Below are 17,072 nucleotides of genomic sequence, written 5' to 3' on the forward strand. Positions count from 1 at the left end.
CGATTTCTCGACGTCTATCGCGCACAAGGGGGATCACATGACGCGCCGCGACCGGCGGGGCGCCATTTCGTAACCCAGGGGCAAGCGCCATATGTTTCCGGCCATCGGCTTCGTCGTCCTTATCGTCATGGTGTTCGGCGGATTCGCCTTCACCGGCGGTTCGCTCGGTCCCGTGCTGCACGCCCTGCCGCACGAAATGCTCATCATCGGCGGGGCCGCCGTCGGCGCGCTCATCATCGGCAATTCGGGCCGCGAGCTGAAGGGCATGGGCAGCGGCTTCATGAAGGTCATGAAGGGGCCGAAGTACAAGAAGCAGGATTATCTCGACGCGATCTTCCTGGTGTCGAAGCTGATGAAGATGCTGCGCGCCGAAGGGCCGATCGCGCTCGAACCGCATGTCGAGGACCCCAAGTCGTCGTCGGTGTTCGGCGAATATCCGCGGCTGATGAAGGACCATACGCTGGTCAACCTGATCGCCGACACGCTGCGCCTGATCGTCGTGTCGTCGGGCACGCTCGACGTGCACGCGGTCGAGGAGGTCATGGACAACGCCATCAAGACCCACCATCACGAGGAACAGGGGCCGCAGGCGACGCTGCAGGGCCTTGCCGACGCGCTCCCCGCGCTCGGCATCGTCGCCGCCGTGCTGGGCGTGGTGAAGACGATGGGATCGATCGACAAGCCGCCGTCGATCCTGGGCGGCATGATCGGGTCGGCGCTGGTCGGCACCTTCCTCGGCATTCTGCTGGCCTATGGCCTGGTCGGGCCGCTGGCGGGACGGTTGCAGCAGGTGATCGACGCCGATGCCGCCATCTATCACGTGGTCAAGCAGATCATCATCGCCTCCCTCCACGGCCATCCGCAGCCGCTGGTGATCGAGGCGGCGCGCTCGGGCATCGCGCATCACAACCAGCCCGGCTTCGCCGAAGTGTTCGACGGCCTGCGCGGGCGCTGATCCATGGCGCGCGCTCCGCACGGCAACAACCAGCCGCCCCCCGTCATCATCGTCAAGAAGATCATCGCCGAGGGCCATGGTGGCCACCACGGCGGTGCGTGGAAGGTCGCCTATGCCGATTTCGTGACGGCGATGATGGCGTTCTTCCTGCTGATGTGGCTGTTGGGCGCCACGACCGAGAAGCAGCGCAAGGGGCTGGCCGATTTCTTCGCGCCGACCCTGGTCGAGGTAAAGGCGGGGTCTGCGGGATCGAACGGCCTGTTCGGGGGCGAATCGATCGTCGACCAGGACAGCTATCCCCACCGCGCCGCGCAGACCGGCACCCGCTCGCTGACCATCCCCGTCGACGCCAATGGCGGCGCGAAGGAAGGGGCGGGCGAAAAGGGCCGGTTGAAGAACAAGTCCGAACTGACCGAAGCCGACAAGAAAGCCTTCGAACGGGTCAAGCGCGACCTTGCCCGCAAGCTCGCGAGCAATGCCGACCTGCGCAAGCTGTCGCGCAACGTCCGCTTCGTGCCGACGCGCGACGGGGTGCGCATCGACTTGGTCGACAATGCCGATTATTCGATGTTCGCCCTGGGCACGACCGCGCTCGCTCCGGAAGCGGCCAAGCTGATGACGATGATCGCGCAGACGGTCAGCGACCTGCCCAACACGATCATGATCCGGGGCCATACCGATGCCGTCGCCTATGGCCGGCCGCAGGACATGAACAACTGGATGCTGTCGTCGGGCCGGGCGGAGGCGACGCGTCGCCGCCTCGCGCTGGGCGGGGTGGGCGAGCGCCGGTTCGAACGGATCGAGGGGGTGGCCGACCGCGAACCGATGATCGCCAAGGACCCGTACGACCCGCGCAACCGCCGCGTCGCGATCACCCTGCTCTATCAGGCGACCGGAGGCTTTGGCGGCGCGCGCATGGCGAGCGTCGACAGCACCCCCGCCGAACGCGCCGACGTGCCGCGTCCGGGCCGGGAGAATCCGGAGCATTGAGGGCGGCGAGCGCACGTGCGCCGTTCGTACTTTCTTTGTCACCCCGGCTCAAGGCCGGGGTAACGATGGCGCTGTTCCAATCCACCCCTAGAAAAACAGCTTCCGGAACGTCAGCCGCACGACCCGGCCATTGGGGTCGAGATAGCCCGGCTGATAGTTGATCGGCACGCTGCCATTGGCATCGGTCACCCGCTGGCGCGCGTTGAACAGGTTGTCGACGCCCAGGCTGATGCGTGCTCCGCGCAGCCAGCTGTTGTTGCGCACCAGCCCCGGCTGCTGCCCCAGATCGGCGAACAGGCGCAGGCCGACGGTGGCGAGGCTGCCGAAATTCAGCCGCTGCGTTGCGCCGGTCGCGCCGCCATCGACCTCGGTCGAGGACTGCCAGTTGACCACCAGCCGCGATCCGATGCCGTCGCGGGTATAGCCGCCGTTGAACTGCAGTTCGTGGCGCGGCTGGCCGCCGGTATCGCTGATAGCCGACCCGTTCAGCAGGTCCAGCTCGGGCAGGCCGGGCCGGATCAGGATCGTGTTGGTCAGGTTGACCGTGTGGTAGAGACTGGCCCAGATTCGCCCGCCGCCACCAAAGCCGCCGCCCCCACGTCCTCCGAAGCCGCCGCCCGGACCGCCCGGACCGCCTGGACCACCGAAACCGCGCCCGCCGCCCGGTTCGCCCGGTCCGCGTGCCTCACCGGGCGGAGGAGGTGGCGGGGCATCGCCCGGCGGCGGACCGTCGCCGCGCGGGGCGGCGTTGGCCTCTGCCGCTTCACGCGCCGCACGCCGCTGCTCCATCCGCGCCTGCCGCATCGCTTCGAACCGGCGCGAGCGTTCGGTCGTGACCCGCTTGGAGAAATTGATGCCCCAGCGCAGCTGGCTGCTGTCGGCCCGCGCGAAGTTGATCGGGCGGTTGTCGACGCGCAGCAGCACGCCGTCGGCGTCCCGCACGAACCGGTCGGGGAATGCCGACTGAATATCGGCGGTGATGGCGGGGAAGCTCTGGATCGGGTTGTCGATCCGGCTGTCGGTATAGTCGAACTGGAGCGATACGTCGCGTTCGCTCCAGGGTTTGAGGTTCAGGCCCAGCTTGATGACGCGGCTGTTGCTCGATACCAGGTCGGGATTGCCGCCGCCGATGGTGGTGACGTCGACGGTCGTGCCGCGCACATAATCGAACGTCCGCACGAACGGGGTGGTGATGAGCGGATTGCCCAGCTGCTGCTGCGTCGGCGCGTTTTCTTCATGGCTGACCGAGGCGAGCAGGCGCAGCGCGGTGATCGGCTGCCAGTTGATGCCATAGCCGAGCGTGGTCAGCGTGCCGAAGTCGGAGAGCTGCTCCACCTCCGCATTGGCGTTGAGCGACAGCCGGCCGAGCGCCGACAGCACGTCGCGCGCCGCATTGGCGATCGGCAGGTCGATATTCGCCCGGATCGACCCGCTATCACGGCCGAGGCTGGTCGAATTGGCGACACCGGCGCGTAGCGAATCGCTGGTGAAGTCGGTGGTCGTCGCCGCCACGCGGATGCTGGTGTTCACTTCACCGGCGGGAAGGGACAGTGGTGATCCGGCGACCAGCGCGTTCAGTCCCGCCGCGCTCGACACCGAATTCGCCCGGTCGGCGGTGCGGATCAGATTGCCGAGATTGCCGAACGGGCTGAACGTACCGGCGGTCACTGCCGTCTGGATGTCCGACACATCGACCCCGCGTTCGGTGCGGGTACTGGTTTCGGTGCGGTCGTAATTGCCGTTCACCGTCCAGCGCCACCGGCCGATGTCCCCGTTCAGCGCCAGCGCGGCATTGGCGGTCGTCGTCTCCGCATTGCGCATCAGCGGATCGGTATCGGCATAACGCCGCACGATCACGTCGCTGGCGAAGGGGGAGAAAGGCGTGTTCCCCGGCAACGTCAGCGAAACGCCGGGCAGCCCCAGCAGCGATTCGGTGCGGGTATGTTCCAGCCGCGTGGTGACGGTGGCGGCGACATTGCCGAAGATGCTGCGTGCATAGACGCCATTGGCTGAAAACCGATCGACCGCGCCCGACAGGGTGCGGAACGGCGTGGTGTCGGTGATGTTCGGGGTGTTGGCGCCGGCAGCGAAGCCGGTAAGCGTCGGCGTGGCGCCCGGTACCGCGGCCACGATGACCGGCGTTCCGGCGAGCGCGGTCAGCGCCGGATCGATCGGCGCGCCGCTGATGGTCGAGGTGACGTTGCCGCGCAGGTCGAACGGGGTGCCGGTGGTGTTGGCGATGATCCCGCGTTCGCTCTCCAGCAGGTTCGACGTGGTTTCGGCCTGCAGGTTCAGGTTGAAGCGCTTGTCCTGATCGATGCGCACCAGGCCGCCCTCGGCCTCGAAATTGCTCGATCCGCCATCCGTCGGCGCGCTGCCCTGCAGCTCACCGGTATAGCTGCGGAAGCGCGGGCGCAGGACGAAGTTGATGACCTTCTGGTCCGAGCGATAGCCATATTTGAGCGCGACTTCTTCGGGCAGGATGTCGACGCGCAGGATCGCTTCGGTCGGCAGGTCGCGGATTTCCTGAAAGCCGGCGGATCGGCGGCCATTGACCAGGAACACCGGCTGCCCGCCGCGCACCGACTGCAACTGCGGTCCCAGTTCGGTGACCAGTTCGGCGACCGAGCTGACGCCATAGGAACGGATGTCGGCGGGGGAGAGCTGCAATTCGGGCTTGATGTCGCCCGGCACCGATCCGGGGGGTAGCCGACCGGTGACGACGATCTCTTCCGCATCGCTTTCGGCGTCGGTGCCGCCGGCGCCGCCCGATCCGGGTTCGGGTGCGTCCGGTGTCTGGGTCTGCGCGGTCGTCGGCGTGGCTGTGGTCGGGGCGGTCTGTGCCGCGAGCGCGCCGGGCGCGGTGCCCAAAGCCAGTATCAGTAACGTCCACCGCGCCATGCGTATTCCTTCCACACCCTGCCCGCGATCCTGCGGTATCCAGGGGCAATAGGTTCCAAATGTCGCACAACTATCGCGGCGGATGAAAATATCCGGTCCGGATCACCGCTTCAGCAGATAGTTCAGCCGGGCACCGGCGATCGGGCGGTCGCGGTCATCCTGCCATGCGGTCGCGGTGACATTGGCGATTCGCGCGCCCAGCCTGGTCACCGCTCCGGCGGCGAAGGTCGTCCGCTCGCGCCCACCGCGCATGAAGTCGATGGTGACGTTGATCGGCTTGATGACCGTCATTTCCTCGTCCAGCGCGGCGCGAAGGGCCGCCCACGCCGCCATCTCCAGCATCCCGCCGATCGCGCCGCCATGCAGGAACCCGGGGCGGCCGAGCAGGTTGTGGGCATAGTCCATCGTCACGAACGGATGGCCCTGTGCGTCGGTATCGAAGCGAAGGCCAAGCAGATCGGCATAGGGGGAGGTGGTCATGCCGCACCGTCCAGCAGCATGAAGGTGCCCGCGACATGCGCGACCGGATCGTCGGGGTCGCCATCATGGGCGATGCCGCGCACGAACGCGACCTGCCGTGCTACGCGGTAGCATTCCCCGCGCCCGACCACCGTCCGCCCCGGCGTGGCGGGCCGCAGATAGTCCAGCCGCAGGTCGAGCGTGGCATGGGGCAGGAACGCGCCGCGCTTCAGCCACACGCCGACGCTGGTCGCCATGTCCATCAGCGTGACGATCGGCCCCGATGCCAGCACGCCGCGTGCCGGATCGCCGATCAGGTCGGCCCGGAACGGCAGCAGCAATTCGCACCAGTCGGCCCCGTGCGCTTGATACCCGATGCCCAGGCGCGATCCATGTCCCCCGATCCGCGCGGCGAAGAAACGGGCCGGATCGAAACCGGGCGGAAGGGTGGGCGCGATCATCGCCTGCTTCATAGGGCGGAACGCGCCCCGGTTGAAGCCGCCAAGCATAACAGCCTTGTAACTATGGCGGGTGGGCGGGGGGTCATAGGGTCGCGGGCGCGGCGCAGGACCGTCGCATCACGGGGGAAGCAGGACATGCCGATCGTCACCATCGCGATGGCCGACATCGTCGAACTGAGCACGCAGGTCGCCACCACCGGCGCGATCCGCGCGGCGGAGGCGTCGGGCGACCAGATCTTCGAATATATCATCGCCGTCGCCATGCTGGTGTACGAGATGTATCCCAACTGAGATGCCGGCGCCGATCGATGGCCGGTTGCGCGATGCGATCGCGGCGGCGCGGACCCGGTCGCTTGCCGCCGCGCGTGACTGGAGCGACGATGCGGCGGTTCGGGCGGTAACGGCGCGCTTTGCCGATGTGACGACGCTGGCCGAGGGAGAGGCCGCTGCGCGCGCATTGGTGGAGGATGCCGGATGGGTCGGCGCGTTGCTGGCTCCATGGATCGCGCGGCTGCGCGACGATCCGCTGTCCGAACCGCCGTTCCGGAGCCAGCGCGACACGCTGCGCACCGGCATGGTGCTGGCGGAAACGCCGGTGGCGAGCCTGACGATGGCGGCGATCGACCCTCTCGCCCCGGCGGCACGCACCATGCCCGATACCATCGTCGTCGGTGGGCGGGTGTCGTGGACCCGCTATCTGCGTGGCGGCGATGCCCGGCTGTGGCGGTGGCGTGCCGACCGGATCGACGACCATTGGCATGGCGGCATCGCCGCATCCGCCCGCCCGCTGGCGGTACAGCCGCTGACCGATGGCGCGGTGGTGCGGCTGGACGGACGCAGCGATGCGATGCTGCTGGTCGATCCATCGGCACCGATCGTGTCGATTACGATCACGCTGCGCCCCGGTGCCGCGCCGTTCATGCGCGAATATGACCGGGTGGGCGGTGCATTGGTCCGGGTGGCGACGCTGGATGATGGCGCCGCGCGCAGCACCATGTTGCTGACGTTGCTGCGCGAACTGGGGCAGGCGGACGCGGAAGTGTTCGACGCCCTGTCGCGCGACCCGGCGTTCTTCGTGCGATGGGACGCGATGCACGAATGGCTGGCGAGCGATGCGCGGGCGGCACTGCCCCGGTTGCGGACGATGACCGACGATCCGCATCCGGATGTCCGAGCAGCGGCACAGGCGATGCTCCCGCTGGTCGAGGCGCGGATGGAGCCGGCATGGCACGCCTGATCGATCCGGGCAGCGGCGACGCGATCGGGCTGGACGATCTGGTCGACCTGCTCGCCGCCGAACCGATCGACGTGCGCGATGAGGACGCGTTCGCCTCGCTCGGCCCCGCGCTCGCCCGGCTGGGACGCAACCGGCATTTTCTGGGCGAACTGGCACTGGCCGAACTCAAGCAGCGCTGCCGGGGGCAGGTCGAAGGCAATGCGTATGGCGCGCAGGTGCTGTTGCTGCGCCCACCCGATGGCCGGTTCGTGCTACGCGCCAATTTCTGGCCGGCGGCGCAGGACCGGGCGCTGCGGGCCGGTGGGCGCGGGGCCTATTTCTACGACCTGCCGCATGACCATAATTTCCCGTTCCTGACGGTCGGCTATCATGGCCCCGGCTATTGGAGCGATGATTACCGCTACGACGTCGCCGCGATCGACGGCTGCGTGGGCGAGGCGGCGGGCCTGCGCCATGTCGGTCGGTCGCGGCTCGATCCGGGCAAGGTGCTGCTGTACCGGATGCGCGACGACGTGCATGTCCAGTTGCCGCCCGATGCCTTTTCGGTATCGCTCAACATCCTTGGCTATGACGCGGCACAGCCCTGGCTGGACCAGTATCGCTTCGACATTCGCGGCAATACCATCGCGCAGGTTCTGACCTCCACGCCGGCCGAAGCGCTGGTGACACTGGCGGTCGGGGCGCATCTGCCCGATGCGCTCGATCTGGCCGAATCCTTCGCCGCGCGCCATCCGTCCGAGCGGATGCGGATCACCGCACTCGATGCGCTGGTGCGGTCGGGACCGGGTCCGCTGGCGGCGCTGCACCGCGCGGCAGGGGATGGGTCGCGGCGGGTTGCGACCCACGCCCGCCAGTTGCTGGCACAGATCGATCCGGTTCGGACCGGGTTGCCGTAACCGGAGGGGGCCGGTCGGGTAAGGCTGTCGGCGATGCAGGTCGTCGTCGCCCTCGATCCCGTTCCGGCGCTCGTCGTCCCGGCGCAGCGGCGCGGCATCGCGCTGCGCTCGCTCCACGACGCACCCGATGCGACCGTGCGGCTCGCCCGCTGGCGACGGGACGAAGGGTGTGCACCGGGGCGATTGCATAGGGTCCGTTCCGGCATGCGATCGGTCCGGGCGATGCTGCTGGTCGAGGATGAGGAGGCGCTGGCCGCCGGGCTGGACGCTGGCGCCGACGATGCGGTGCTGGAGCGCGCGCACCCGGTCGAGATTGTCGCCCGGATGTTGGCGCTGCTGCGGAACAGCCGCTGCGACGGGCTGCTGACGATCGGCGACCTGACCATCGACCGTGCCGCGCGTCGGGCATGGCGCGGTGGCGCGGCGTTGCACCTGTTGCCGCGCGAATATGCGGTGCTGCTGCACCTCGCCGACCACGCCGGCAGGTCGATCTCGCGCGAGGCGTTGTTGCGCGCCGTGTGGGACCGCGACTTCGACCCCGGCACCAATGTCGTGCAGGTGCAGATGTCGCGGCTGCGCGCCAAGCTGGACGCGGCGGGGCCGCCGTTGCTGCACACCGATCGCGGGCGCGGCTATCGGCTGGGCGATGCACCGTGGCGCCTATCCCCGCCGCCGGACGATCGATAGATCGGGTGGCGGAACGCAACGGATGAGGATGCCGCATGACACGGGTGACGATTTCGATGGTCGATGGCGTCGCGGATGTCCGGCTGGCGCGCGGGGACAAGATGAACGCGATCGATCCGGCGATGTTCGACGCGCTGATCGACGCGATCGATACGCTGCGGAAATCGTCGGCGCGCTGCGTGGTGCTGTCGGGCGAGGGAAGGGCGTTCTGTGCCGGGCTGGACATGGCCAGCATGGCGGCGGGTGCGGCGGGCCTCGATCTGGCGACGCGCAGCCACGGGATCGCCAATCGCGTGCAGCAGGTGGCATGGGGCTGGCGGACGCTGCCGATGCCGGTGATCGCGGCGGTGCACGGCCTCGCGTTCGGCGGGGGGATGCAGATCATGGCGGGTGCCGATGTGCGCATCGCCGCGCCCGACACCCGCTTCGCGATCCTCGAAGCGAAATGGGGGCTGGTCGCCGATATGGCCGGCTTTGCCCTGTGGCGCGAGGTGCGCGGCGACCTGCTGCGCGAACTGGCCTTTTCCGCGCGCGAATTCACGGCGGAAGAGGCGATGCGCGGCGGGTTCGTAACACGGTTGGCGGACGATCCGCAGGGCGCGGCCATGGTCCTTGCCCGGGCGATCGCCGCGCGCAGCCCGGACGCGGTGCGCGCGGCCAAGCGGTTGGCGAACCTTGCCGACGATGCCGATCCCGCGACGATTCTCGCCGCCGAAAGCGCCGAGCAACAGGCGCTGCTCGGCGCGCCCAATCAGGTGGAGGCGGTGCGCGCCGGCATGGAGGGGCGTGCGGCGAAGTTCATCGACTGAACTCACCGGTCGTCATTCCGGCGAAAGCGGGAATCCATAGACGCTGAGGTCTGGTGCAGGCGGGTGGCGTCGGCGTGTATGGACTCCCGCCTTCGCGGGAGTGACGGGGCCTATGGTCGGTCCTGCTGCGACGCTCCCTCGCTGACTGGCCTCAAATATCCTGCACCAGCCGCCCGTACAGGTCCGGCCGGCGGTCGCGGAAAAATCCGAACGCCGCGCGGTGGCGCTTCACCCGGTCCAGGTCGAAGGTCGCGGTGATGACGCCCTCTTCCTCGCGGTCCAGTTCCGCCACGATGTCGCCGCGCTCATCCGTGATGAACGAGGTGCCATAGAAGGTCTGGCCATGCTCCACGCCGACCCGGTTGGCGGCGACGACCGGCGCGACGTTCGACACGGCATGGCCGACCATCGCCCGCCGCCACAGCCGCGCGGTGTCGAGGCTGGTGTCATGCGGTTCGCTGCCGATCGCGGTCGGAAAGAACAGGACCTGCGCCCCCATCAGCATCAGCGCACGGGCGGTTTCGGGATACCATTGGTCCCAGCAGATGCCGACGCCCAGCTTCGCCGGGCCGTCCCACACCTTGAACCCGGTATTGCCGGGGCGGAAATAGAATTTCTCCTCATATCCCGGACCGTCTGGGATATGGCTCTTGCGATACACGCCCTGGATGCGGCCATCGGGGTCGATCATCGCCAGGCTGTTGTAATGATGCTGGCCGTCCAGTTCGAAGAAGCTGGTCGGGATCGCGATCTTCAGCTCGCGTGCGAGTTCCTGCATCGCCCGCACCGCCTTGTGCTCCGCCACCGGTTTGGCGTTGGCGAACAGCCCTTCGTCCTCGACGCGGCAGAAATATTCGCCCTCGAACAATTCGGGCGGCAGCACGACCTGCGCCCCCCGAGCGGCGGCTTCGCGGACGAGGCGCGAGACATTGGCGATGTTGCGGTCGATATCGGCAGTGAAGCCGAGCTGGAGCGCGGCAACGGTGATGTCGGTCATGGACGGTCCTAAAGCGTGACGCAGAAACGGGCGGCGACGGGAATAAGGGCGAGATACAGCAGGATCGTGACACCGCAACCGGCGACGATTGCCCGGGTACGGGTGCTGCGTCGAAGCACGGCGGGCACGATCAGGAACATGGGAAGCGAGCGCGGCACATAACAGAAGGTCGCCCCCGCCGCCACGCTGTGCCGGGCGATCAAGCCGCCGGAATCTGCTGGCTGATGCAGTGGAAGCTGCCGCCGCCGGTCAGGATATGATCGGCGCGCAAGCCGACGACCTCATGATCCGGGAAGATGTCGGCGAACGCCGCGACGGCCGCATCGTCGGTGCCGGTCCCGTACAACGGCACGACCACCGCGGCATTGCCGATATAGAAGTTCATGTGGCTGCCCGGAATGATCTCTTCCTCGGGCGACAGCACGCGGCCGGGGGAGGGGACCAGCACGACCTCCACGCCGAACGCCTTCGCGCGGGCGGCGGCATCCTGATAGATGCGCCAGTTCGGATCGTTCTCCGCCGCTTCCGGGATCGCCAGCCGGTTCGGGCCGACGAAGCGCGCCAGATTGTCGACATGACCATCGGTATGGTCGTTGATGAGGCCGTCGCCCAGCCACAGCACCCGGTCATAGCCCAGATCTTCATACAATCGGGTTTCCGCCGCGCCCTTGTAGAAGCCGATGTTTCGATTGGGGTTCAGCAGGCATTGCTCGGTGGTCACGACCAGCCCGGTGCCGTCGCCGTCCAGCGCGCCGCCTTCGACCACCCAGTCGTGATCCGCCACGGTCATGCCGCGTTCGTTGGCCAGTCGCAGGCCGACATCGTCGTCGCCGGGCAGGTCGTATTTGCCACCCCAGCCATTGAAGCGAAAGCGATGGGCGGTGCCGTCGCCGCCGATGATCGGGCCGGTATCGCGCAGCCAGATGTCGCCGAACGGCTGGATCACGACCTCGGCGAACGGCGCGCGCTGCCGTGCATCGTCGGCGGCCTCGATATCGGCGGCGACCAGCAGCACCTTCTCCCCCCGGCCATCGGCATGGACGGCGCGGGCGAAGGCGACGACTTCGTCACGGGCGGGGTCGATGTCGTCCTGCCACAGTTCGGCGTGGCTGGGATAGCCGATCCATACGGCGGCGTGGGTGGCCCATTCGGGTTTCGGCGCGATCATGCGCGCGGAAATAATCGATCGCGGCGCCAAGGAAAAGGGGCGGGTAGACGATCGGAGGAGAACGGGCACAAGTGGCGTTCCGTCACCCCGGACTTGATCCGGGGTCCCGCTTTTTACTGACGTCCGAAGAAGAAGCGGGACCCCGGGTCAAGCCCGGGGTTACGAAGTGAGGGGGGCGAGGCGCTCGCTATCGGCCGATGCCCATCGCCATCCCCCGCAAACCTTGCCCCGACGGCGGCGATGCGCGATGGGGCGGCCAGTGCCTCCATCCGCCAGGAACCCGAGTCCCATGAAATTCTTCGTCGACACCGCCGATACCAACGACATCCGCGAACTGGCCGATACCGGCCTGCTCGATGGCGTCACCACCAACCCCTCGCTGATCCACAAGTCGGGCCGCGACTTCCTCGAAGTGGTCGCCGAAATCTGTTCGATCACCGATGGCCCGGTATCGGCCGAAGTGGTCGCGCTCGACCATGAAGGCATGATGCGCGAGGCCGAAATCCTGCGCAAGATCGCCGACAATGTCGCGGTGAAGGTGCCGCTGACCATCGACGGCCTCAAGACCTGCAAGGCGCTGACCGATGATGGTACGATGGTCAACGTCACGCTGTGCTTCTCCGCCAACCAGGCGCTGCTGGCGGCAAAAGCCGGCGCATCGTTCGTCTCGCCCTTCGTCGGGCGGCATGACGATATCGGCTTCGATGGCATGGGCCTCATCAGCGACATCCGCCTGATCTATGACAATTACGATTTCGGCACCGAAATCCTGGTCGCCAGCGTCCGGCATCCGATCCACGTCCTCGAATCGGCCAAGCTTGGCGCCGACGTCATGACCGCACCGCCATCGGTCATCCGCGCGCTGGTCAAGCATCCGCTCACCGACAAGGGCATCGAAGGCTTCATGGCCGATTGGGCCAAGTCGGGCCAGCAGATCGGCTGATCCGGGTTCGACAGCGGCTGCAGCATGGCGCTATTGAGCGACCATGACGCAGCCGCTGCCGCTGGCTTTCGCCACCCATCTCGCCCGCGACCGCCGCCGGTCGGCGCATACCGTCCGGGCCTATGCCGCGACCTCCGAACGGCTGATCGCCTTTTTGCAGGGCCATTGGGGCGGAGCGGTCGATGCCGCCGCGCTCCACCGCATCACCGCCGCCGACCTGCGCGCGTTCCTTGCGCATCGCCGCGAACAGGGGCTGGGCAATGCCGCCGCCGCGCGCGAATTATCGGCGGTGCGCGCGTTCCTCACCTTTGCCGGGGGCGAAGCGCCGCCGTTGCGCGGGCCCCGCGTCGCGAAGAACGTGCCCCGCCCGATTTCCCCGGACGAAGCCGTCGCGCTGGCCGAAGAGGTCGCCGATGCCGCCGCCGAGCCATGGATCGGCGCAAGGGACTGGGCGATCCTGCTGCTGCTTTACGGCGCGGGCCTGCGCATAGGTGAGGCCTTGTCCCTGACCGGCCGTGCGCTGCCGCTGGGGGAAACGCTTGTCGTGACCGGCAAGCGCGACAAGACGCGGATGGTGCCGCTGCTTCCACCCGTCCGCGCGGCGGTGGACGCATATGTCGCGCAGCAACCCTGGGGCACCGCGCGCGATGCGCCGTTGTTCCGCGGGGCGAAGGGCGGGCCGCTCGATGCCGGGGTGGTGCGCAAGGCGGTGCGCACGGCGCGGGTCGCGCTGGGGCTGGGCGACCGTACGACACCCCATGCGCTGCGCCACAGTTTCGCGACGCATCTGCTGGGGCGGGGGGCGGATTTGCGCTCGCTCCAGGCGCTGCTCGGCCATGCCAGCCTGTCGTCGACCCAGATCTACACGGCGGTCGATGCCGCGCATCTGCTGGACGTGTACCGGAATGCGCATCCGCACGGGTGAGGTGCGTTGGCCGGATGTCAGGCCGGTACGGGCATTCTCGTCACCCCGGACTTGATCCGGGGTCCCGCTTCTTTCTCTATCCGCAGTGAAAAGCGGGACCTAGGATCAAGTCCGGGGTGACGGTGAGGGGGAGCAAGCGATGAAAATCAATCAGCGCTCACGCTGCTGCGTTCGGATCTGGCCCGCAGTTTTTCCCCAGACGCACGAACGCCGCGCCGAACCATCGTCCGACGCGGCGCTGGCGCGTAACGCTGTCCGAAGCCTTACCCGGCCTGCTCGGCGAGGATCGTCAGCCCCTTGGCCGTCACCTCGGCAAAGCCGCCGCGGATCGCGATGCGTTCCGCCTCACCTTTTTCGGCGCGCTGGATCAGGACGTCGCCGTCGCGGATCGTAGACATGAACGGGGCATGGCCTTCCAGCACGCCGAAGTCGCCTTCGGTGCCCGGCACGGTGACCATGTAGACCGATTCCGATCGCACCAGCTTTTCGGGGGTCACGAGTTCGAAGTGGAGCATATCTAATACCTTACCCCCTCTCCCCTTCAGGGGAGAGGGCCGGGGAGAGGGGCTGTCGGGAGAGGCGTCGCGCTGCCCCTCTCCCTAACCCTCTCCCCCTGAAGGGGAGAGGGAACAGCGCTTTACGCGTCCTGCGCCATCTTCTGCGCCTTGGCGACGACCTCGTCGATGCCGCCAACCATGTAGAACGCGCTTTCCGGCAGGTGGTCGTATTCGCCCTCGACGACCGCCTTGAACGACTTCACCGTGTCTTCCAGCGCGACGAACTTGCCGCTGATGCCGGTGAAGACTTCGGCGACGTGGAACGGCTGGCTGAGGAACTTCTGGATCTTGCGGGCGCGGGCGACCGTGACCTTATCCTCTTCGCTCAGCTCGTCCATGCCGAGGATGGCGATGATGTCCTGCAGCGACTTGTAGCGCTGGAGCAGCGACTGCACGGCACGCGCCGTGTCGTAATGCTCTTGGCCGACGGTGCGCGGTTCCAGAACGCGGCTGGTCGAATCGAGCGGATCGACCGCCGGATAGATGCCGAGTTCGGAGATCGCGCGGTTGAGCACGGTCGTGGCGTCGAGGTGGGCGAACGAGGTCGCCGGCGCCGGATCGGTCAAATCGTCGGCGGGGACGTAGATCGCCTGCACCGAGGTGATCGACCCCTTGTTGGTCGAGGTGATGCGTTCCTGCAGCGCGCCCATGTCGGTCGACAGCGTCGGCTGGTAGCCCACGGCCGACGGAATGCGGCCGAGCAGCGCCGACACTTCCGAACCCGCCTGGGTGAAGCGGAAGATGTTGTCGACGAAGAACAGCACGTCCTGCCCTTCGACGTCGCGGAAATATTCGGCGATCGTCAGGCCCGACAGCGCGACGCGCGCGCGCGCGCCCGGCGGCTCGTTCATCTGGCCATAGACCAGCGCGACCTTCGATCCCTCGCTGGTCGGATTGCCCTCGGCATCCTTGGCGATGACGCCCGCGTCGAGGAACTCATGGTACAGGTCGTTACCCTCGCGGGTCCGCTCACCCACGCCGGCGAACACCGACGTGCCGCCATGGCCCTTGGCGATGTTGTTGATGAGTTCCTGGATGAGCACCGTCTTGCCGACGCCCGCGCCGCCGAACAGGCCGATCTTGCCGCCCTTCGCGTACGGGGCGAGCAGGTCGATGACCTTGATGCCGGTGACCAGGATCGCGCTTTCGGTCGACTGGTCGACGAACAGCGGGGCCGATGCGTGGATCGGGGCGGTGGTTTCGGCACCGACCGGGCCGCGCTCGTCGATCGGCTCGCCAACGACGTTCAGGATGCGGCCGAGGGTCTTCGGGCCGACCGGCACGCGGATCTGCGATCCGGTGTCGCGCACCGCTTGGCCACGGGTCAGGCCCTCGGTCGCGTCCATCGCGATCGTGCGCACGGTGCTCTCGCCCAGATGCTGCGCGACTTCGAGGACCAGCCGGTTGCCGTTATTGTCGGTTTCGAGCGCCGACAGGATGGCGGGCAGTTCGCCGTCGAACGTCACGTCGACGACCGCGCCGATCACCTGGCTGATGCGGCCGGTATTGTTGGTGCTGCCCTGCGGGGCGTAGGTGTCTGCGGCGGTTGCCATTACGGGTTCCTCGGGTGGCTGTCCCCGGCCTGTGGCGCGGGACGGGTAAAGGTCACGATCAGGCGGCGACCGCCGTCGATCGGTTCACGGGTAATCTTGTAATCCGCGCCGGGCAGATTGCCCGATGCGGGACTTTCGGTGCGGATCGCCTTTTCGACGACGTCCTGCCCCTGCAGCGCCATCGATGCCAGCGGCCGGTTCACCCAGCGGATGAACTGATCCTTCGCGAACGGGCTGGAATCGAGGTTCACGATGTCGAGCGTGAAGCGCAGCTCGCCGATCCGCTGGGCATCGCCGGTCGCCGTCAGGTTGGCGGTGTTGACCGGCTTGACCGACGGATCGCCCATCGGCGTCGGCTGTGCCGTCGCGACGAAGGCGCCGCCCTTCGGCGTATAGGCCGACAGGCGAAAGCCCATGCCGTTCAGCAGCTCGATCGTGCGCGGCGCATCGCCCAGCACGGTGGGCCAGCCGCCATCGACGAACGGCGTCGGCGTCGCGCGCGGCTGCTCCGCCGCCTTGTCGGCGGCAGGCTGACCGCAGCCGGCCAGCATGGCGACGAGCGCCAGCGGGACGGCAATGCGGATCACAGCGCTTCGGCGCCCGAAATGATCTCGACCAGTTCGGTCGTGATCGCGGCCTGGCGGGTGCGGTTATATTCGATGGTCAGGCGGTTGATGAGGTCGCCCGCATTGCGCGTGGCATTGTCCATCGCGGTCATCTTCGACCCCTGCTCCGACGCCGCATTTTCTTTCATCGCGCGATAGATCTGCACGGCGATGTTGGTCGGCAACAGGCTGTCGAGGATCGCTTCCTCGCTCGGCTCGTACTCGACCACCGCATCGGCGGCGGGCTGGGCCGACTGCACCGGAATCTTGACCGGGATCAGCTGCTGCTCGGTCGGCTCCTGCGTCAACACCGTCTTGAACGTGGCGTAGAACAGGTGCGCGACGTCGAACTCACCCGCTTCGTAGCGGCGGATCAGGTCGTCGGCATAGCCCTTCGCATCGGCGAAGGTCAGCTTGCCCAGATCGCCGGGTTCGACCGCGTGGACGAAGCCTTCGCGGAACTGGCGCGCTAGTACCGCGCGACCCTTGCGGCCGATCGTCAGGAACTTGACGGTCTTGCCCTGCTCCTGAAGTTCGAGCGCGCGGCGTCGGGCGAGGCGGGCGATGTTCGAATTGAACGCGCCGGCCAGCCCCTTGTCCGACGTCGCGACGACGAACAGGTGGACCTGGTCGCGGCCGGTGCCGGCGAGCAGCGGCGAGCTGCCCTCAGTGATCTGCGCGGTGCTGGCGAGGCTGGCGACGACCTGCTCGACCCGCTGCGCATAGGGGCGACCGGCCTCTGCCGCTTCCTGCGCACGGCGCAGCTTCGCGGCGGCGACCATCTTCATCGCCTTGGTGATCTTCTGCGTCGACTTCACCGAGCCGATGCGCAGTTTCAGGGCCTTGAGTGACGCCATATTCTTCTTCCTGCTCCCTCTCTCCGCTTTGCGGGGAGAGGGTCGGGGAGAGGGGGCTTCGTTACCGAGCGG

Annotated in this window: 19 protein-coding genes; 9 read left to right on the top strand and 10 right to left on the bottom strand. The window is 67.6% G+C overall.

What is annotated here, in order from left to right:
- The first annotated feature begins 91 nt into the window (after positions 1-91).
- Positions 92-955, top strand: coding sequence for a flagellar motor stator protein MotA (motA, locus tag ASE83_RS09650; RefSeq protein ID WP_055788759.1), 864 nt, complete (start codon positions 92-94; stop codon positions 953-955).
- Between the two features lie 3 nt (positions 956-958).
- Positions 959-1,945, top strand: coding sequence for a flagellar motor protein MotB (locus tag ASE83_RS09655; protein ID WP_055788762.1), 987 nt, complete (start codon positions 959-961; stop codon positions 1,943-1,945).
- 87 nt (positions 1,946-2,032) lie between these two features.
- Here the strand turns inward: ASE83_RS09655 and ASE83_RS09660 are convergent, their stop codons facing one another.
- The 3 genes from ASE83_RS09660 to ASE83_RS09670 all read right to left on the bottom strand — a co-directional run bounded on the left by ASE83_RS09660 (position 2,033) and on the right by ASE83_RS09670 (position 5,766).
- The gene (locus ASE83_RS09660) at positions 2,033-4,846 is read right to left on the bottom strand and encodes a hypothetical protein (protein ID WP_055788767.1); all 2,814 of its coding nucleotides are present in this window, start codon (positions 4,844-4,846) and stop codon (positions 2,033-2,035) included.
- A 102-nt stretch (positions 4,847-4,948) separates the two neighbouring features.
- Positions 4,949-5,326 (bottom strand): PaaI family thioesterase, encoded by a 378-nt coding sequence (locus tag ASE83_RS09665; protein WP_055788770.1) that lies wholly within the window; start codon positions 5,324-5,326, stop codon positions 4,949-4,951.
- Positions 5,323-5,766, bottom strand: a complete 444-nt coding sequence (locus ASE83_RS09670; RefSeq protein ID WP_055789262.1) for a PaaI family thioesterase — start codon at positions 5,764-5,766, stop codon at positions 5,323-5,325. Before ASE83_RS09670 ends, ASE83_RS09665 begins: the two co-directional genes overlap by 4 nt.
- Positions 5,767-5,901: 135 nt before the next feature.
- Here ASE83_RS09670 and ASE83_RS18485 point away from each other — a divergent pair, with 135 nt between their 5' ends.
- The 5 genes from ASE83_RS18485 to ASE83_RS09690 are packed head-to-tail and all read left to right on the top strand — an operon-like array spanning position 5,902 to position 9,395.
- The gene (locus ASE83_RS18485) at positions 5,902-6,057 is read left to right on the top strand and encodes a hypothetical protein (protein WP_156352980.1); all 156 of its coding nucleotides are present in this window, start codon (positions 5,902-5,904) and stop codon (positions 6,055-6,057) included.
- A gap of 1 nt (position 6,058) precedes the next feature.
- Complete coding sequence (locus ASE83_RS09675) at positions 6,059-7,003, top strand: hypothetical protein (RefSeq protein ID WP_055788773.1); 945 nt, start codon at positions 6,059-6,061, stop codon at positions 7,001-7,003.
- Complete coding sequence (locus ASE83_RS09680; RefSeq protein WP_055788776.1) at positions 6,991-7,899, top strand: hypothetical protein; 909 nt, start codon at positions 6,991-6,993, stop codon at positions 7,897-7,899. Before ASE83_RS09675 ends, ASE83_RS09680 begins: the two co-directional genes overlap by 13 nt.
- Before the next feature lie 33 nt (positions 7,900-7,932).
- Positions 7,933-8,586, top strand: coding sequence for a winged helix-turn-helix domain-containing protein (locus ASE83_RS09685; protein ID WP_082443262.1), 654 nt, complete (start codon positions 7,933-7,935; stop codon positions 8,584-8,586).
- A gap of 35 nt (positions 8,587-8,621) precedes the next feature.
- Complete coding sequence (locus tag ASE83_RS09690; protein WP_055788779.1) at positions 8,622-9,395, top strand: crotonase/enoyl-CoA hydratase family protein; 774 nt, start codon at positions 8,622-8,624, stop codon at positions 9,393-9,395.
- A gap of 151 nt (positions 9,396-9,546) precedes the next feature.
- Here ASE83_RS09690 and aguB read toward each other — a convergent pair whose 3' ends face one another.
- The 3 genes from aguB to ASE83_RS09705 are packed head-to-tail and all read right to left on the bottom strand — an operon-like array spanning position 9,547 to position 11,560.
- Positions 9,547-10,392 carry an N-carbamoylputrescine amidase gene (aguB, locus tag ASE83_RS09695; RefSeq protein ID WP_055788782.1) on the bottom strand — a complete coding sequence of 282 codons (846 nt, stop codon included), beginning with the start codon at positions 10,390-10,392 and terminating at the stop codon, positions 9,547-9,549.
- Between the two features lie 8 nt (positions 10,393-10,400).
- A complete protein-coding gene (locus ASE83_RS09700) occupies positions 10,401-10,595 on the bottom strand; it encodes a hypothetical protein (RefSeq protein WP_055788786.1) in 195 nt (64 codons plus the stop codon).
- Entirely contained in the window at positions 10,592-11,560 is a 969-nt protein-coding gene (locus ASE83_RS09705; protein ID WP_055788790.1) for an agmatine deiminase family protein, read from the bottom strand. Before ASE83_RS09705 ends, ASE83_RS09700 begins: the two co-directional genes overlap by 4 nt.
- Before the next feature lie 289 nt (positions 11,561-11,849).
- Here ASE83_RS09705 and fsa point away from each other — a divergent pair, with 289 nt between their 5' ends.
- Complete coding sequence (gene fsa / locus ASE83_RS09710) at positions 11,850-12,503, top strand: fructose-6-phosphate aldolase (protein WP_055788792.1); 654 nt, start codon at positions 11,850-11,852, stop codon at positions 12,501-12,503.
- Between the two features lie 43 nt (positions 12,504-12,546).
- A complete protein-coding gene (locus ASE83_RS09715) occupies positions 12,547-13,428 on the top strand; it encodes a tyrosine recombinase XerC (RefSeq protein ID WP_055788795.1) in 882 nt (293 codons plus the stop codon).
- A gap of 263 nt (positions 13,429-13,691) precedes the next feature.
- On the opposite strand, the gene ASE83_RS09720 is transcribed toward ASE83_RS09715, so the two are convergent.
- The 4 genes from ASE83_RS09720 to ASE83_RS09735 all read right to left on the bottom strand — a co-directional run bounded on the left by ASE83_RS09720 (position 13,692) and on the right by ASE83_RS09735 (position 17,000).
- Positions 13,692-13,943, bottom strand: coding sequence for an ATP synthase F1 subunit epsilon (locus tag ASE83_RS09720; protein ID WP_055788798.1), 252 nt, complete (start codon positions 13,941-13,943; stop codon positions 13,692-13,694).
- 122 nt (positions 13,944-14,065) lie between these two features.
- Entirely contained in the window at positions 14,066-15,538 is a 1,473-nt protein-coding gene (gene atpD / locus ASE83_RS09725) for a F0F1 ATP synthase subunit beta (RefSeq protein ID WP_055788801.1), read from the bottom strand.
- Complete coding sequence (locus ASE83_RS09730) at positions 15,538-16,125, bottom strand: hypothetical protein (RefSeq protein ID WP_055788804.1); 588 nt, start codon at positions 16,123-16,125, stop codon at positions 15,538-15,540. Before ASE83_RS09730 ends, atpD begins: the two co-directional genes overlap by 1 nt.
- The gene (locus tag ASE83_RS09735) at positions 16,122-17,000 is read right to left on the bottom strand and encodes a F0F1 ATP synthase subunit gamma (protein WP_055788807.1); all 879 of its coding nucleotides are present in this window, start codon (positions 16,998-17,000) and stop codon (positions 16,122-16,124) included. Before ASE83_RS09735 ends, ASE83_RS09730 begins: the two co-directional genes overlap by 4 nt.
- Positions 17,001-17,072: the final 72 nt, after the last annotated feature.

The organism is Sphingomonas sp. Leaf32 (genome assembly GCF_001421765.1).
In the GTDB taxonomy this organism is placed as follows: domain Bacteria; phylum Pseudomonadota; class Alphaproteobacteria; order Sphingomonadales; family Sphingomonadaceae; genus Sphingomonas.

Bases quoted from the DNA above. Each gene is read 5' to 3' on its own strand.
- motA (WP_055788759.1), top strand. From the start codon at position 92: ATGTTTCCGGCCATCGGCTTCGTCGTCCTTATCGTCATGGTGTTCGGC.
- ASE83_RS09655 (WP_055788762.1), top strand. From the start codon at position 959: ATGGCGCGCGCTCCGCACGGCAACAACCAGCCGCCCCCCGTCATCATC.
- ASE83_RS09660 (WP_055788767.1), bottom strand. From the start codon at position 4,846: ATGGCGCGGTGGACGTTACTGATACTGGCTTTGGGCACCGCGCCCGGC.
- ASE83_RS09665 (WP_055788770.1), bottom strand. From the start codon at position 5,326: ATGACCACCTCCCCCTATGCCGATCTGCTTGGCCTTCGCTTCGATACC.
- ASE83_RS09670 (WP_055789262.1), bottom strand. From the start codon at position 5,766: ATGATCGCGCCCACCCTTCCGCCCGGTTTCGATCCGGCCCGTTTCTTC.
- ASE83_RS18485 (WP_156352980.1), top strand. From the start codon at position 5,902: ATGCCGATCGTCACCATCGCGATGGCCGACATCGTCGAACTGAGCACG.
- ASE83_RS09675 (WP_055788773.1), top strand. From the start codon at position 6,059: ATGCCGGCGCCGATCGATGGCCGGTTGCGCGATGCGATCGCGGCGGCG.
- ASE83_RS09680 (WP_055788776.1), top strand. From the start codon at position 6,991: ATGGCACGCCTGATCGATCCGGGCAGCGGCGACGCGATCGGGCTGGAC.
- ASE83_RS09685 (WP_082443262.1), top strand. From the start codon at position 7,933: ATGCAGGTCGTCGTCGCCCTCGATCCCGTTCCGGCGCTCGTCGTCCCG.
- ASE83_RS09690 (WP_055788779.1), top strand. From the start codon at position 8,622: ATGACACGGGTGACGATTTCGATGGTCGATGGCGTCGCGGATGTCCGG.
- aguB (WP_055788782.1), bottom strand. From the start codon at position 10,392: ATGACCGACATCACCGTTGCCGCGCTCCAGCTCGGCTTCACTGCCGAT.
- ASE83_RS09705 (WP_055788790.1), bottom strand. From the start codon at position 11,560: ATGATCGCGCCGAAACCCGAATGGGCCACCCACGCCGCCGTATGGATC.
- fsa (WP_055788792.1), top strand. From the start codon at position 11,850: ATGAAATTCTTCGTCGACACCGCCGATACCAACGACATCCGCGAACTG.
- ASE83_RS09715 (WP_055788795.1), top strand. From the start codon at position 12,547: ATGACGCAGCCGCTGCCGCTGGCTTTCGCCACCCATCTCGCCCGCGAC.
- ASE83_RS09720 (WP_055788798.1), bottom strand. From the start codon at position 13,943: ATGCTCCACTTCGAACTCGTGACCCCCGAAAAGCTGGTGCGATCGGAA.
- atpD (WP_055788801.1), bottom strand. From the start codon at position 15,538: ATGGCAACCGCCGCAGACACCTACGCCCCGCAGGGCAGCACCAACAAT.
- ASE83_RS09735 (WP_055788807.1), bottom strand. From the start codon at position 17,000: ATGGCGTCACTCAAGGCCCTGAAACTGCGCATCGGCTCGGTGAAGTCG.